This window comes from Streptomyces sp. NPDC002520, from assembly GCF_053595235.1.
In genome coordinates this window covers 111,584-125,903 of sequence record NZ_JBSFXG010000001.1, presented here as the reverse complement: position 1 = coordinate 125,903, position 14,320 = coordinate 111,584, and the positions used below count along the sequence as shown (strand labels likewise).

Below are 14,320 nucleotides of genomic sequence, written 5' to 3'. Positions count from 1 at the left end.
CGTGCGGGACCTCGGCGAAGTTCCCGCGGACATACGCCCACAGCGGATCGCGTAGCCTGCGTCAGGCGTGCCGTCGATCGGTTCCGGGGCGCCGGGGGGAAGGCCTCCGGCGCCGGTCGCGTCTGCGGGGACCGGGTCGCGGCCCGGGTTGTCAGTGCCGCGGTCCACAATGGTCCGCGTCAGATCCGTCAAGCGCGAGCAGAAAACAGGAGGAGCCGGCAGCGATGGCCCGCCGCAGCACGAAGACCCCGCCGCCCGACGATTCGTACGAGGAGAAGATCCTCGACATCGACGTCGTGGACGAGATGCGTGGCTCCTACCTCGAGTACGCGTACTCGGTCATCTACTCGCGCGCCCTGCCGGACGCCCGTGACGGTCTCAAGCCGGTGCACCGCCGCATCGTCTACCAGATGAACGAGATGGGCGTGCGTCCGGAGCGGGCCTACGTGAAGTGCGCCCGTGTCGTCGGCGAGGTCATGGGCAAGCTGCACCCGCACGGCGACTCGTCGATCTACGACGCTCTGGTGCGCATGGCGCAGCCCTTCTCGATGCGGCTCCCGCTGGTCGACGGCCACGGCAACTTCGGTTCGCTGGGAAACGACGACCCTCCGGCCGCCATGCGGTACACCGAGTGCCGGATGGCCGAGGCGACGAGCCTGATGACCGAGTCGATCGACGAGGACACGGTCGACTTCACGCCGAACTACGACGGCCAGGAGCAGGAGCCGGTGGCGCTGCCCGCCGCCTTCCCGAACCTGCTGGTCAACGGCTCTTCGGGCATCGCGGTCGGCATGGCGACGAACATGCCGCCGCACAACCTGCGGGAGGTCGTCGCGGCCGCCCGCCACCTGATCAAGCACCCGAACGCGGACCTGGACGCGCTGATGCGGCACGTCCCGGGCCCGGACCTGCCCACCGGCGGCCGGATCGTCGGCCTGGACGGCATCCGGGACGCGTACGCGACGGGCCGCGGCACCTTCAAGATGCGCGCGTCGGTCTCGGTCGAGGCGGTGACCGCGCGTCGCAAGGGCCTGGTCGTGACCGAACTGCCGTTCACGGTCGGCCCGGAGAAGGTCATCGGGAAGATCAAGGACCTGGTCAACTCGAAGAAGCTGCAGGGCATCGCCGACGTCAAGGACCTCACCGACCGCGAGCACGGCCTGCGCCTGGTCATCGAGATCAAGAACGGCTTCGTGCCCGAGGCGGTCCTGGAGCAGCTGTACAAGCTGACTCCGATGGAGGAGTCCTTCGGCATCAACAACGTGGCCCTGGTCGACGGCCAGCCGCTCACCCTGGGCCTGAAGGAGCTGCTCGAGGTCTACCTCGACCACCGCTTCGACGTCGTCCGGCGCCGCAGCGAGTTCCGCCGCACCAAGCGCCGGGACCGGCTGCACCTGGTCGAGGGCCTGCTGACCGCACTGGTCGACATCGACGAGGTCATCCGGCTGATCCGGTCCAGCGAGAACTCCGCGCAGGCCAAGGAGCGCCTGATGGAGCGCTTCTCGCTGAGCGAGGTCCAGACCCAGTACATCCTCGACACGCCGCTGCGCCGGCTCACCAAGTTCGACCGCATCGAGCTGGAGGCCGAGAAGGACAGGCTCACCGCGGAGATCGAGGAGCTGACCCGGATCCTGGAGTCGGACGCGGAGCTGCGCAAGCTGGTCTCGGCCGAACTGGCCGCCGTGTCCAAGAAGTTCGGCACCGACCGGCGCACGGTCCTGCTGGAGTCCGCGGGCGCCCCGGTGGCCACCGTGCCGCTCCAGGTCGCCGACGACCCCTGCCGGGTACTGCTGTCCTCGACCGGCCTGCTGGCCCGTACGACGGGCATCGAGCCGTTCCCGGAGGACGCCGACGCCAAGCGGGCCAAGCACGACGTGATCGTCTCGGCGGTCCCGGCGACCGCGCGCGGCGAGATCGGCGTGGTCACCTCGGGCGGCCGGCTGCTGCGGATCAATGTCGTCGACCTTCCCCAGCTGCCCGACACGGCGGCCGCGCCGACCCTCGCGGGAGGGGCGCCGCTCGCCGAGTTCGTGTCCCTGGAGGACGACGAGACGGCCGTCTGCCTGATGACGCTGGACGAGTCCTCCCCCGGTCTGGCGCTCGGCACCGAGCAGGGTGTCGTCAAGCGCGTGGTGCCCGACTACCCGTCCAACAAGGAGGAGTTGGAGGTCATCACGCTCAAGGACGGTGACCGGATCGTCGGCGCGGTGGAGCTGCGCACCGGCGAGGAGGACCTGGTGTTCATCACGGACGACGCGCAACTGCTGCGCTACCAGGCCTCGCAGGTCCGCCCGCAGGGCCGTCCGGCGGGCGGCATGGCCGGCATCAAGCTCACCGAGGGCGCCAAGGTCATCTCGTTCACCGTGGTCGACCCGGCCGCCGACGCGGTGGTCTTCACGGTGGCCGGCTCGCGCGGCACGCTGGACGACTCGGTGCAGACGACGGCCAAGCTGACCCCCTTCGACCAGTACCCGCGCAAGGGCCGCGCCACCGGTGGTGTGCGCTGCCAGCGCTTCCTGAAGGGCGAGGACTGTCTGGCGCTGGCCTGGGCGGGCCCGGTCCCGGCCCGGGCGGCGCAGAAGAACGGCACGCCGGTCGACCTGCCGGAGCTGGACCCGCGCCGGGACGGTTCGGGCGCCTCGCTGCCGAAGACGGTGGCGGTGGTCGCGGGGCCGGTCTTCTAGGCGGGCGGCTCTTCGAGGACCAGGTCGTCCGGGTCGTCCGGGGCCTGTACGTAGCGCAGGACGCCCCACATGCCGTGCTCGTCGGCGCGTGGGGCGTCGTTCGTGCACGCCTCCAGTTCCTTGCCGAGCGCGTCGGGGTCGATGCCGGCGCCGATGAGGACGAGTTGGGTACGGCGGGCCTCGGCGAGCGGCCAGGGCTCCGGGTAGAAGCGCAGGAAGCGGCCGACGGCGTGCACCGCGTACCGGTTGGCGGTGTCGTGCGGCCCGAAGTCGACGTACCCCTTGATCCGGTACAGCCCCTCGGGGCGGCTGTCCAGGAAGCGCATCAGCTCGCGCGGGTCCATGGGCGTGTCGGAGGCGAAGGACAGGCTGTCGTACCCCGCGTGCAGATGACCGGCATGCCCATGGTCGCCGTCGTGATCGTGGTCCTCGTCGCCGCGCGCGTGCAGGTCGTCGAAGGACAGCTGCCCGATCCGCTCCTCGCTGGGTTTGCAGTCGAAGAGGAACTCGGGCTCGATGCGGCCGTAGGTGGCGGGGACGACGGCGGCACGGTCGGTGAGCGAGCGGACCAGGCCGAGGACGCGGTCGGCGTCCGGTGCCCGGTCGAGTTTGTTGACCACGACGAGGTCGGCGAGGGCGAGGTGCCGGTCGATCTCGGGGTGCCGCGCGCGCGTGTCGTCGAACTCGGCGGCGTCGACCACCTCGACGAGGCCGCCGTAGACGATGCCCGGATGCTCGCTCGCGAGCAGCATCCGCACGAGTTCCTGCGGCTCGGCGAGGCCGCTGGCCTCGATGACGATGACGTCGATACGGGCGGCCGGCGCGGCGAGCCGGTCGAGGTAGACGTCGAGTTCACTCGCGTCCACGGCGCAGCACAGGCAGCCGTTGCCGAGCGAGACGGTCGAGTCGCCGAGCGCGCCCGCGACGGCCAGGGCGTCGATCTCGATGGCACCGAAGTCGTTGACGATCGCCCCGATCCGGCTTCCTCCGCTGCGGTGCAGCAGATGGTTGAGGAGCGTGGTCTTGCCGGAGCCAAGAAAGCCGGCGAGCACGACGACGGGGATCTGCTGCGGACTGCGGTTGTTGCCCAACGGGCGGCACCTTTCCCATGACGGACGGACCGGGCGGCCGAGGCGAAGGATCGGCTCGGCGGCCGAGGATCGACTGCCCGACCAGGATACGAGCGGGAAGAAACACGGCGGAGTGAACGATTGTTAGCACGTCTTGCGGGGCAGACGTTGGACATGGCACCGAGGTGTGCGACCCTCGCTTCCCTCTGTGCGCCTCCTCTCCGCCTCCCCGCCGATCAGAGCCGCTCGGCAGTCTGGGAGGCGGCCCGGGGGTGTCTTCCGGAGCGCATCGGCCGGAAGCAACGGAGCTGTGCGCCCTCGTACGGCCTTGAGGACACGCCCAGCACCGCTCCTGGCTCACCGGTCCCCTCCGTCGACCCGCGCCCGACGACCGGTGGACGGCTGCCTGATTCGGGGGTTGACATGGTCGCACGGAAGCGCTTCGCGGGGAGGGTGAGCCCCGCCGCGCTCATCCTCCTGGCCACTGCCGTGACGGTGGCAGCGCGTCAGAGACGTCTCGAGGCAGCACGGCTGCAGGAGAGGGAACTGGAGCTCGAGGCGCTGGCGGTCCGGCGCAAGGCTTTCGCACATCAGCAGCGCATGCACTGGGAACTGTTGTCCAGGGCGATCGACGACCCCTCGCTCGCCGCGGTGATCGACACCTACGACAAGAGCGTCCCGGCGCAGAAGCGCCGCCAGTTCCTCTACGCCAACGCGTGGTACGCCTACCTGTTCCATCTGTACCGAGCCGAAGTCCTGGACCGCGAGGAGCTCTACACCCATCTGCGCGAGTTCTTGCAGAGCCCGCTGTTCCGGGAGTACTGGGAGGCGTCAAGGGCCCAGCGTGCCACGCTGAAACAGTCCTCCGACGAGGCACAGGTCGGACGCATGGTCGACGGCCTCGTGAACGACCTCGACGAAGCCGACACGGACGAGTGGTGGGTCGTGGGCAACCCCCCGACGGACTGACCGGACCCGCCCGCTACGCCACATCGGTCAACTCTGGGGTGCCAAGGAGACAGCTGAGGAATTTTGCGGCCGTGTGGGCGCCAACGCGATACGAACCGCAGTAGGTTTCCTGCCATTGTTTTCCTCGCAACCTTTGTAAGGACCGGTACCTCTTGAAGATCGTGCGCCGAATCGGTGTGCCGCCGAGTGCCCGTGGCAGCAACTCGGGAGCCAACTGCCCGGACGTGTTCGAGCTCAGCGACGGCAACTTCGCCGTCATCGGCACCGAGGCCACCGACGCGCTGGACGGTGAACTGCCCGCCGACGCCTCCCGCGCCGACTACGAACGCATCGTCATCGTGAGCCGGGAGACTCTGATCCGCGCCAAGGCGGACATCCCCGATGCCTGAGATGTCGGTGCCCCCGGGCGTCCAGCCCTGACATCCCTCACCCGCGCAGGCCCCGCACGACCATGAAGCAGGTCGCGCCGGCCGAGAGACGAGCAACCGGGCACCCCGTCACTGCTCGCCCACTCACCGATGAGGCCTGGCGCCAGAACGGCACCAGACCACGCGCATGCCTTATGCCACCGCCGGGACCATCACCGGCGGCTCCGGCCCCACATACCGTGCCACGGGGCGGATGATCTTCGGGTCGGCCGCCTGTTCCAGGATGTTGGCGCTCCAGCCGACCACGCGCCCCGACGCGAAGGTGGGGGTGAACATCTCGCGGGGCAGGCCGCACAGTTCCATGACCACTCCGGCGTAGAACTCGACGTTGGTGTGCAGTTCACGGCCGGGCTTGAGTTCGGCGAGCATCGCCTCGACGCGCCGCTCGACCTCGACGGCGAAGTCGACGCGCGGGCCGCCGAAGCCGAGGGCGATCTCGCGCAGCATCCGCGAACGGGGGTCCTCGGTGCGGTAGATGGCGTGTCCGAAGCCCATGATCCGGTCGCCCGCGAGGACCCTCTCCCGGATCCAGGGGTCGATCCGCTCCGGCGTGCCGATCGCGTCCAGCGTGTCCAGGGCGCGGCTCGGGGCCCCTCCGTGCAGCGGCCCGGAGAGCGCGCCCACGGCCCCCACGAGGCAGGCCGCGACATCGGCGCCTGTGGACGCGATGACCCGCGCGGTGAAGGTTGATGCATTGAATCCGTGATCAATGGTTGAGATCAGGTATTGCTCGACCGCACGCGCCTTCCGGGGATCCGGTTCCTCACCCGTGAGCATGTACAGGTAGTTGGCCGCGTACGGCAGGTCCTCGCACGGCTCCACGGGCTCCAGTCCCCGCCCGAGCCGGTACAGGGCGGTGAGCAGCGTGGGCACGGCGGCACAGGCGGCAACGGTGTCCGCACGGCGCCGGTCCTCGTCGACGTCGTAGACCGGTTGGAACCCCTGGGCCCCGCCGAACAGCGACAACGCCGTACGCAGCCCGGCCAGCGGGCCGGAGACGCGGCTCGCCGCGGAGACGGCGGGCAGGGCCGCCCGGACCTCCTCGGGCAGCCGGCGCAGCGCCGCGCTCTCGGCGGCGAAGGCGGCGCGGCGCTCCGCGTCCGGGAGCGTCCCGTGGACGAGCAGGTGCCAGACGTCCTCGAAGGTGCGGGTCCGCGCGAGTTCGACGGCCGAGTACTGGCGGTAGTGGTAGAAGCCCTCGAGTCCCCTGACGTCCCCGATCCGGGTGTCGGTGACGACGACGCCCGCGAGACCACGGGGCACGTCGACGAGGGTTGCGGTCCTGTTGATGGACATGATGTTCCTCCCTGGACTTGATCCGACTGTCCATGCTTGACTCATTTCGTGTCAACATTGATTGAATCAACCGATCAGATATCAATGTATGGAGAGGCGACTACCGTGACCTCCATGCGCGATCACGAACCCGCTCCCGGCCGCCCCGGGCGAAGGCTGACGACCAAGGAGACCGCCGAACTGCTCGGCGTGAAGCCCGAGACCGTCTACGCCTACGTGAGCCGCGGCCTGCTCAGCAGCAGACGCGAGCCCGGCGGCCGTGCCAGCACCTTCGACACGAAGGAGGTGGAGGCCCTCGCCCGGCGCAACAGACGTGAGGCCGCGGGGACTTCGGGATCCGGTGCGGACCTGTCCGTACGGACCCGCATCACGCTCATCGAGAAGGACCGCTACTACTTCCGTGGCGTCGACGCCACGGAACTGGCCACCCGTCACTCCTACGAGGAGGTCGCGGAGTGGCTGTGGACGGGCCTCCCGGCTCCCGGCGCCGTCTTCACCGCGCCCGAGGCCACCGTCGAGGTCGCCCGCCGCGCCGTGAACGCCCTGCCCGAGCACACCTCCCCCACCGACCGGCTGCGCGTGGCCGCGATCGCCGCCGCGGCCGAGGACCCTCTGCGCTTCGACCTGTCCGAGGAGGCCGTGCTCGGCACGGGGCGCGTCCTGATCCCCACGCTCGTCGCCGCGCTGCCGCCGGCCCGGTACGACCACAAGGACGGCGGCCCGCTGGCCGAGCGCCTGTGGGCCAGGCTCACCGGCCGCGCGCCCGACAAGGCCTCCCTGCGGGTTCTGGACACGGCCCTCGCCCTGCTCGCCGACCACGACCTGGCCGCCTCCACGCTCGCCGTCCGGGTCGCCGCCTCGGCCCGCGCGCACGCGTACGCGGCCATCTCGGCCGGACTCGGCGTCCTGGAGGGCCCCCTGCACGGCGCCGCCAGCGGCCTGGCCCACCGGCTGCTGCTCGAGGTTCTCGACCAGGGCACCGCGGCCCCCGTGATCGCCGACGAACTCCGCGCCGGCCGCCGTGTCCCCGGACTCGGCCACCGGCTCTACCCCGGCGAGGACCCGCGCGCGCGGGTGCTGTTCGCGCTCCTGGAGCAGGTCCCGCGCGCGGAGCCCGCGCTGCTCGCGGCGCGCGACGTCGTCGCCACGGCCGCCCGCCACACCTCGCTGCACGCCAACGTGGACCTTGCCCTGGCCGTGTTCACCGCGTCCTCGGGCATGCCCGCCACGGCCGGCGAGACGATCTTCGCCGTGGCCCGGACCGCGGGCTGGATCGCCCACGCGCTGGAGGAGTACGGCGAGCGCCCGCTGCGCATGCGTCCCGTAGGTCACTACGTCGGTCCGAGGCCCCCGCAGCCCATGCCGGAGTAGGACACGGTCACGGCCGGAAGTCGCCTTGCGCAGAGTCAGGTTAGGCTCACCTCTGTGAGTAGGTGCGCGACCGTTTCCAGGAGCCTCGACGAGCCCGTTTCCGGCACGGCGGCCACGGCGACGACGTGGCTGCTGCTGGAGCAGCCTGGCCCATGGGGTGCAAAGGCGCTCACTTCGAGCCATCTCGACCCCACGCTGGGCCGCGCCCTGGAAGCCGCCGCCGAAGGGACGGGCGTACGCATCGCACTCATCCGGCGTCCCGGCCGCCACGCAGACCCCGGCCCGCCCCCGATCCGGCAGGTGTACGCGGCCCACACCGTCCCCGGAAAGGTCTGGCTGCACAGCGCCACCACCCGCGACCCGAGCCTTCTGCTCGGCCTGGACTTCGCGGCGCTCGGCGCCGGTGACCACCGTTCGTTCGGCTCCGCGCTCGGCGGACGTCCGGACACCGGCGACCCGCTCGCGCTCGTGTGCACCAACGGCAAGCGTGACCGCTGCTGCGCCCTCCTCGGCCGCCCTCTCGCCGCCGAACTGGCCGTGTCCGGCGTCCAGGGCGTCTGGGAGGTCACTCATCTGGGCGGACATCGCTTCGCGCCGACGGTGCTCGTCCTGCCGTACGGCTACGCGTACGGTCGTGCCGAGGCGCGCATCGTCAAGGAGGCGCTGCACGGCGCGCAGGAGGGGCGCGTGGTGGTCGAGGAGTGCCGCGGGCGCAGCGCCTGGGAACGGCCCGGCCAGGCCGCCGAGCTGGCCGTGCGCGCCGTGGCCGGCGAGTACGCGGCAGACGCGCTGAGTGTCGTACGGTCCGAGGGCGCGGCCCCGCGCTGGGAGGTCACCGTCGCCCACGCGGACGGCCGCGGCTGGTGCGTGACCGTGGCCCAGGCCGCCGGTCTGCCGCCCCGCCAGGAGAGCTGCGGCGCGGCGGTGCTCGGCACGCCCGCGCGGATGGACGTCGTGGCGGTGCGCGAGCTGCGGACGACGGCGCTCGCGAGCTGATTCCGCACCGCTGAGGACGGATTGCTCGGGAGAGCCGCATCTGTTGAGGAACCGCATCCCCGGAGCCGCCGCTTCCGCCGAAGACCCGATTCCGCGAGGCCGCCGCTTCCGTCAAGAACTGGTCAAGAGATCCACGCCACACCCCGTGGGGACGCGCCGGTCCCGCCACGTACCGTCGTGGGTATGAGCCCCACTCCCCCCGCCCGCCGCCTGCGCCTCGGTCTGCCACGACGGGTCTTCTCGCAGGTGCTGCTGATGCAGGTGGCGATCGCTGCGGGAGTCGCGGTGCTCGCGACCGGGCTGTTCCTCGCGCCGCTGAGCAAGCAGCTGGACCAGGAGGCGATGCGCCGCGCGCTGGCCATCGCGCAGACCACGGCGCAGGACCCGCAGATCGCCGAGGGTGTCCTGCACACCCCGCCGACCGAGGACGGCCCGGTGCAGAAGGAGGCGGAGCGGATCCGGCACGCCACCCGTGCCGAGTACATAGTGGTGCTGGACACGCACTGGGTGCGCTGGTCCCACCCGACCCCGGGCCAGATCGGCCACCGCGTCTCCACGGACCCCAGCGACGCCCTGGCCGGCAAGGACGTCATGGAGATCGACAACGGCACTCTGGGCCGCTCCGCGCGCGGGAAGGTGCCGTTGTACGACGCCGACCACCGGCTGGTCGGTGCGGTGTCGGTCGGCATCGCCTACGACAGCGTGCGCGCCCGGCTGATCAGCGCGATCCCGGGGCTGTTCGCGTACGCCGGCGGCGCCCTCGCGGTGGGCGCACTGGCCGCCTGGCTGATCTCCCGCAGGGTCCAGCGGCAGACCCGTGACCTTGCCTTCTCCGACATATCGGCGCTGCTCGCGGAGCGCGAGGCGATGCTGCACGGCATCCGGGAGGGCGTGGTGGCCCTGGACCGGAGCGGCCGGATACGCCTGCTCAACGACGAGGCGCGACGGCTGCTGGGCATCGGCGACGAGGCCGTCGGGCTGTCCCTGGACGAGGCGCTCGGCGCGGGGCGCACGGCGGACGTCCTGGCCGGTCGGGTGACCGGCACGGACCTGCTCACCGTGCGTGGACAGCGCGTTCTGGTGGCCAACCGTATGCCCACCGACGACGACGGCGCCGTGGCCACCCTGCGCGACCGTACCGAGCTGGAGCAGCTGGGCCGCGAACTCGACTCCACGCGCGGTCTGATCGACGCCCTGCGCGCGCAGGACCACGAGCACGCCAACCGCATGCACACCCTGCTCGGCCTGCTCGAACTGGAGATGTACGACGACGCGGTGGAGTTCGTCGGCGAGGTGGTCGGCGATCACCGGGCCACCGCCGAGCAGGTCACGGAGAAGATCCAGGATCCGCTGCTCGCGGCGCTGCTGGTCGGCAAGGCCACTGTCGCGGCGGAGCGCGGGGTGGCCCTGTGGGTGTCGGAAGGCACTCTGCTCCCGGACCGGCTGATCGACCCCCGGGGCCTCGTCACGGTCGTGGGCAACCTGGTGGACAACGCGCTCGACGCCGTCGCGGGCACGCTCCACGCGCGCGTGGAGGTCGAGTTGCGGGCCGAGGGACGTACCGTCGTCCTTCGCGTGCACGACACCGGGCCAGGTGTCCCCGAGGACCAACGGGAGTTGGTCTTCACCGAGGGGTGGTCCACGAAGAAACCGCCCGCGCACGGCAAACGCGGCATAGGGCTCTCTCTGGTGCGCCGCTTCGCCGAGCGGCAGGGCGGGAGCGCGACGGTGGGCGCGGGGGACGGCGGGGGCGCGGAGTTCACCGTGGTCCTGCCCGAGGCACTGACCGAACCGGAACTGGCGCCCGCGCTCACCGGCTGCGCGGAATCCGGAGCGGCCGTACCCGACCCCCGTTCCGGGCCGCCCGGTGCCGCCGCCGCGGACGGTCCGGCCCCTGCCGAGGAGGAGGCGCGATGATCGAGGTCCTGGTCGTGGACGACGACACCCGGGTTGCCCGGGTGAACGCCGCCTACGTCGAGAAGGTGCCCGGTTTCCATGTCGCCGGCGAGGCGCACAGCGCGGCCGAGGCGATGCACCAGTTGGAGACGCTGCCCCGGCTCGACCTGGTCCTGATGGACCACTACCTGCCCGACGACACGGGACTCTCGGTCGTCCAGGAGATGCGCAGGCGCGGCCACCAGTGCGACGTGATCATGGTGACGGCCGCGCGGGACGTGTCGACCGTGCAGGCGGCCATGCGGCACGGCGCCCTGCAGTACCTGGTCAAGCCGTTCGCCTTCGCCGGGCTGCGGGCCAAACTGGAGGCGTACGCCACCCTGCGCCGCACGCTGGACGGCGGCGGCGAGGCCGAGCAGGCCGAGGTGGACCGCATCTTCGGCGCCCTGTACGCACCGTCGGAGCCCAAGCTGCCCAAGGGGCACTCCCCCACGACCGCCGAACTGGTGCGCCAGGCCCTGCTGAGCGCAGAAGGCCCCCTGTCCGCCCAGGAGATCGCCGAGCGGACCGGGGTGAGCCGGCAGACCGCCCAGCGCTATCTCAAGCTCCTGGAGCGCACCGGGCGGGCCCTGCTGACCCTTAAATACGGCGACGCGGGCCGCCCGGAACACCGTTACGTGTGGGCGACCCGCGCCTGAGCGGGCTTCGGCGAGCGGCTACTTGCCGGCCTTCTCGACGAACTCGGTCGTGTACGTCTTGCTGAGGTCCACCTTGGCGTTCTTGATGTTCGGGTTGAACGCTTTGAGGACCGACTCGACGGTCTGCGGACCGTCGGCGGGCATCACGCCGTCCTTGGTGAACATCGGCAGCGTGCTCTTGATCGCGTCGGCGTAGAGCGTCTTGTCACCCTGGGAGTAGTCCGCGGGCATCTTGTCCGCGATCTCGGTGGCGCTGTGGGTGGACATCCACTGGAGCGTCTTGACGAACGCGTTGGCCAACTTCTGGACGGTGTCCTTGTGCCCGTTCACCCAGTCCGTCTGCATGTACAGACTGGACGACGGGTACGGCCCGCCCAGCGCCTGCTGCGAACCCTCGGGGGTACGCATGTCGACGAGCACCTTGCCCGCCTTCTTCGACAGGATCGTCGCGACGGTCGGGTCGGTCGTCATGCCCGCGTCGATGGCGCCCTTCTCGAGCGCCGCGATGAACGTCGGACCGGCTCCCACCGCGACCGGCGTGAACTCGTTCACCTGCACGCCGTTCTTGACCGCGAGGTACTTGGTGAGGAAGTCGGTCGAGGAGCCGAGGCCGGTGACGCCGAGCTTCTTGCCCTTGAAGTCCTTGGGCGACTTGACGTCGCCCGCCGCCTTGTTGGAGACGATCTCGACTTCGCCGGGAGCGTGCGAGAACTGCACCACGGACTCCACGGACTTGCCCTTCGTCTGGAGGTCGAGGGTGTGGTCGTAGAAGCCGACGGCTCCCTGGACCTGGCCGGAGACGAGCGCGGTCTCGGCCTGGACGCCGGCCGGCTCGCTCAGCAGCTCCACGTCGAGGCCCTCGGAGTCGAAGTAGCCCAGCCGCTGGGTGAGCATCGCGGGCAGGTAGATGACCTTGTCCAGGCCACCGACCATGATCTTGACCTTCTCGCCCTTGCCGTCGCCCTTGCTGCCGGAGCCGCTGGAGGCGGTGCTGGCCGCGTCGTTCGCGCAGGCGGTGAGGGAGGTGAGGGCGAGCAGGCCGGCGGCGGCCAGCGACGCGTATCTGGCGGTCTTGCGCATGGCGGTTTCACGTCCTTGTGAGAGGGCGGTGCGGGGATGGGAACAGAGTGTGTGGGGGGTGTCTGCGGGGCTCGGTCAGCTGTCCGAGCCGCTCGCCTTCCACCGGAAGATGCGGCGCTCGGCGAAGGTCAGCAGGCCCTCGGCGACGAGTGCGACGGCCGCGAGGATGACCATGGCGGCGTACACGCCGGCCGCGTTGAAGGTGCCCTGGGACTGCGCGACGAGCAGGCCGATGCCCTTGGTGGCGCCGATGTACTCGCCGACGATGGCGCCGATGAGGGCGAAGCCGAAGCTGACGTGGAGGCTGGTGAAGATCCACGAGGTGGCCGAGGGGATGACGACCTGAAGCGTCACCCGCCGGTCGCTGGCACCCAGGATGCGGGCGTTCGAGACCAGGTTGCGGTCCACCTCGCGGGCGCCCTGGAAGGCGTTGAAGAACACCGGGAAGAAGACGAGCACCACGGCCGACGCGACCTTGGAGGCCGGTCCGAGGCCGAACCAGATCACGAAGATCGGGGCGAGGACGATCCTGGGGATCGAGTTGAGCACCTTGATGTATGGACCGAGGACATCGGCGAGGAAGGCGATCCGCCCGAGCGCGATACCGAACACGACACCCGCGATCACACCGAGGACCCAGCCGACCAGCGCCTCGTACAGCGTGGCCCAGATCTGCTCGCCCAGGGAGCCGAGCGCGGTGCCGTGCGTCACCCAGGTGTAGATCTGGTCCCAGATCTTCGAGGGCATCGAGAAGTTGAACGGGTCGATGACCTCGGCCCGGGACAGCGCCTCCCACAGGCCGAGCACGGCCACCAGGAGCAGCACCCGCGCGGCGACGACGAGCGCCTTGCGTCTGCGGGCGGCCTGGGCGCGCGACTCCGCGCGGCCCGTCGTCTTCACCGTGTCCACCACCGGCGTGCTGATGACGTCAGGCGACATTGGCGGCACCCCTCTCGCGGGTGATGCGGACCTCTTCGCCGAGGGACTCCCAGATCTCGCGGTAGATCTCGATGAACCGCGGTTCCAGGCGCACCGACTCGACCTTGCGCGGCCGGGGCAGGTCGATGTCGAAGACCTGCTTCACGGTCGCGGGCCCGGCGGTCATGACGACGACCTTGTCGGCCAGCGCGATGGACTCCTCCAGGTCGTGGGTGACGAAGACGACCGAGGCGCCGGTCCCGGCCCACAGCTCCAGCAGCTCGTCCGACATCAGGGCCCGGGTCTGCACGTCGAGCGCGGAGAACGGCTCGTCCATGAGCAGGATCTCGGGGTCGTTGACGAAGGTGGCGGCGAGGGCGACACGCTTGCGCTGACCGCCGGAGAGCTGGTGCGGATAGCGGTCCTCGAAGGCGGCGAGGCCGACGCGGGCCAGCCACTCGCGGGCCTTCTGCTTGGCCTCCGCCTTGGGCACGCCCCGGAAGCGAGGGCCCGCCATGACGTTGGACAGCACCGTCCGCCAGGGGAAGGTGGCGTCCTGCTGGAAGACGAAACCGACCTTGTCGCCGACGCCGTCGACCGGCTCCCCGGCCACCAGCACCTCGCCCTCCGAGGGCTCCTCCAGGCCGCTGACGAGGGTCAGCGTGGTGGACTTTCCGCAGCCCGTCGGCCCGACGACGGCCACGAACTCACCACGCCGCACGGTGAGGTCCAACCCGCGCACGGCCGTGTGCAGACCCCCCGACGGGGTCCTGAAGGTTTTGCTCGCGCCCCGTAGCTCGATGGCGGGGCTGGTGTCTGTGCTCATGGCCGGGACGGTAGGTGTGGCCCCCGCCACAGCAGCAGTCTTGTGAGCACAAGCCGTTCTTTTGCTCGCTAGCACCTGTTGTGCTCGT

At 70.7% G+C, this 14,320-nt stretch carries 12 protein-coding genes; 7 read left to right on the top strand and 5 right to left on the bottom strand.

All coding sequences use genetic code 11. From position 1 onward, the window contains the following. The first annotated feature begins 224 nt into the window (after positions 1-224). Positions 225-2,684, top strand: coding sequence for a DNA gyrase/topoisomerase IV subunit A (locus ACWD5D_RS00520; RefSeq protein WP_451370566.1), 2,460 nt, complete (start codon positions 225-227; stop codon positions 2,682-2,684). Here the strand turns inward: ACWD5D_RS00520 and ACWD5D_RS00515 are convergent. Next, complete coding sequence (locus ACWD5D_RS00515) at positions 2,681-3,775, bottom strand: CobW family GTP-binding protein (RefSeq protein WP_451370565.1); 1,095 nt, start codon at positions 3,773-3,775, stop codon at positions 2,681-2,683. The two genes, ACWD5D_RS00520 and ACWD5D_RS00515, sit on opposite strands and share 4 nt — an antisense overlap. Positions 3,776-4,177: 402 nt before the next feature. Here ACWD5D_RS00515 and ACWD5D_RS00510 point away from each other — a divergent pair, with 402 nt between their 5' ends. Then, on the top strand, positions 4,178-4,723 hold the full coding sequence (locus ACWD5D_RS00510; RefSeq protein WP_451370564.1) for a DUF6082 family protein: 546 nt from the start codon (positions 4,178-4,180) through the stop codon (positions 4,721-4,723). 152 nt (positions 4,724-4,875) lie between these two features. After that, the gene (locus ACWD5D_RS00505) at positions 4,876-5,112 is read left to right on the top strand and encodes a hypothetical protein (protein ID WP_451370563.1); all 237 of its coding nucleotides are present in this window, start codon (positions 4,876-4,878) and stop codon (positions 5,110-5,112) included. Between the two features lie 171 nt (positions 5,113-5,283). Here the strand turns inward: ACWD5D_RS00505 and ACWD5D_RS00500 are convergent, their stop codons facing one another. Beyond that, on the bottom strand, positions 5,284-6,447 hold the full coding sequence (locus ACWD5D_RS00500) for a citrate synthase/methylcitrate synthase (RefSeq protein ID WP_451370562.1): 1,164 nt from the start codon (positions 6,445-6,447) through the stop codon (positions 5,284-5,286). Between the two features lie 114 nt (positions 6,448-6,561). Between ACWD5D_RS00500 and ACWD5D_RS00495 the strand changes: the two genes are divergently transcribed. The 4 genes from ACWD5D_RS00495 to ACWD5D_RS00480 all read left to right on the top strand — a co-directional run bounded on the left by ACWD5D_RS00495 (position 6,562) and on the right by ACWD5D_RS00480 (position 11,408). After that, complete coding sequence (locus ACWD5D_RS00495) at positions 6,562-7,818, top strand: citrate synthase (RefSeq protein WP_451370561.1); 1,257 nt, start codon at positions 6,562-6,564, stop codon at positions 7,816-7,818. A gap of 54 nt (positions 7,819-7,872) precedes the next feature. Next, on the top strand, positions 7,873-8,814 hold the full coding sequence (locus ACWD5D_RS00490; RefSeq protein ID WP_451370560.1) for a sucrase ferredoxin: 942 nt from the start codon (positions 7,873-7,875) through the stop codon (positions 8,812-8,814). A gap of 183 nt (positions 8,815-8,997) precedes the next feature. After that, positions 8,998-10,731: an ATP-binding protein gene (locus tag ACWD5D_RS00485; protein WP_451370559.1), complete on the top strand. Its 1,734-nt coding sequence runs from the start codon at positions 8,998-9,000 to the stop codon at positions 10,729-10,731. Next, complete coding sequence (locus ACWD5D_RS00480; protein ID WP_451370558.1) at positions 10,728-11,408, top strand: response regulator; 681 nt, start codon at positions 10,728-10,730, stop codon at positions 11,406-11,408. Before ACWD5D_RS00485 ends, ACWD5D_RS00480 begins: the two co-directional genes overlap by 4 nt. Before the next feature lie 18 nt (positions 11,409-11,426). Here ACWD5D_RS00480 and ACWD5D_RS00475 read toward each other — a convergent pair whose 3' ends face one another. The 3 genes from ACWD5D_RS00475 to ACWD5D_RS00465 all read right to left on the bottom strand — a co-directional run bounded on the left by ACWD5D_RS00475 (position 11,427) and on the right by ACWD5D_RS00465 (position 14,232). Next, entirely contained in the window at positions 11,427-12,488 is a 1,062-nt protein-coding gene (locus ACWD5D_RS00475; RefSeq protein WP_451370557.1) for an ABC transporter substrate-binding protein, read from the bottom strand. A gap of 75 nt (positions 12,489-12,563) precedes the next feature. After that, positions 12,564-13,427 (bottom strand): ABC transporter permease, encoded by an 864-nt coding sequence (locus ACWD5D_RS00470; RefSeq protein ID WP_451370556.1) that lies wholly within the window; start codon positions 13,425-13,427, stop codon positions 12,564-12,566. Further along, on the bottom strand, positions 13,417-14,232 hold the full coding sequence (locus ACWD5D_RS00465) for an ABC transporter ATP-binding protein (protein ID WP_451370555.1): 816 nt from the start codon (positions 14,230-14,232) through the stop codon (positions 13,417-13,419). Before ACWD5D_RS00465 ends, ACWD5D_RS00470 begins: the two co-directional genes overlap by 11 nt. Positions 14,233-14,320 lie beyond the last annotated feature (88 nt).

Excerpts from the sequence above, each read along its gene's own strand:
- ACWD5D_RS00520 (WP_451370566.1), top strand. The coding sequence starts at position 225 with ATGGCCCGCCGCAGCACGAAGACCCCGCCGCCCGACGATTCGTACGAG.
- ACWD5D_RS00510 (WP_451370564.1), top strand. The coding sequence starts at position 4,178 with ATGGTCGCACGGAAGCGCTTCGCGGGGAGGGTGAGCCCCGCCGCGCTC.
- ACWD5D_RS00500 (WP_451370562.1), bottom strand. The coding sequence starts at position 6,447 with ATGTCCATCAACAGGACCGCAACCCTCGTCGACGTGCCCCGTGGTCTC.
- ACWD5D_RS00495 (WP_451370561.1), top strand. The coding sequence starts at position 6,562 with ATGCGCGATCACGAACCCGCTCCCGGCCGCCCCGGGCGAAGGCTGACG.
- ACWD5D_RS00485 (WP_451370559.1), top strand. The coding sequence starts at position 8,998 with ATGAGCCCCACTCCCCCCGCCCGCCGCCTGCGCCTCGGTCTGCCACGA.
- ACWD5D_RS00480 (WP_451370558.1), top strand. The coding sequence starts at position 10,728 with ATGATCGAGGTCCTGGTCGTGGACGACGACACCCGGGTTGCCCGGGTG.
- ACWD5D_RS00475 (WP_451370557.1), bottom strand. The coding sequence starts at position 12,488 with ATGCGCAAGACCGCCAGATACGCGTCGCTGGCCGCCGCCGGCCTGCTC.
- ACWD5D_RS00470 (WP_451370556.1), bottom strand. The coding sequence starts at position 13,427 with ATGTCGCCTGACGTCATCAGCACGCCGGTGGTGGACACGGTGAAGACG.
- ACWD5D_RS00465 (WP_451370555.1), bottom strand. The coding sequence starts at position 14,232 with ATGAGCACAGACACCAGCCCCGCCATCGAGCTACGGGGCGCGAGCAAA.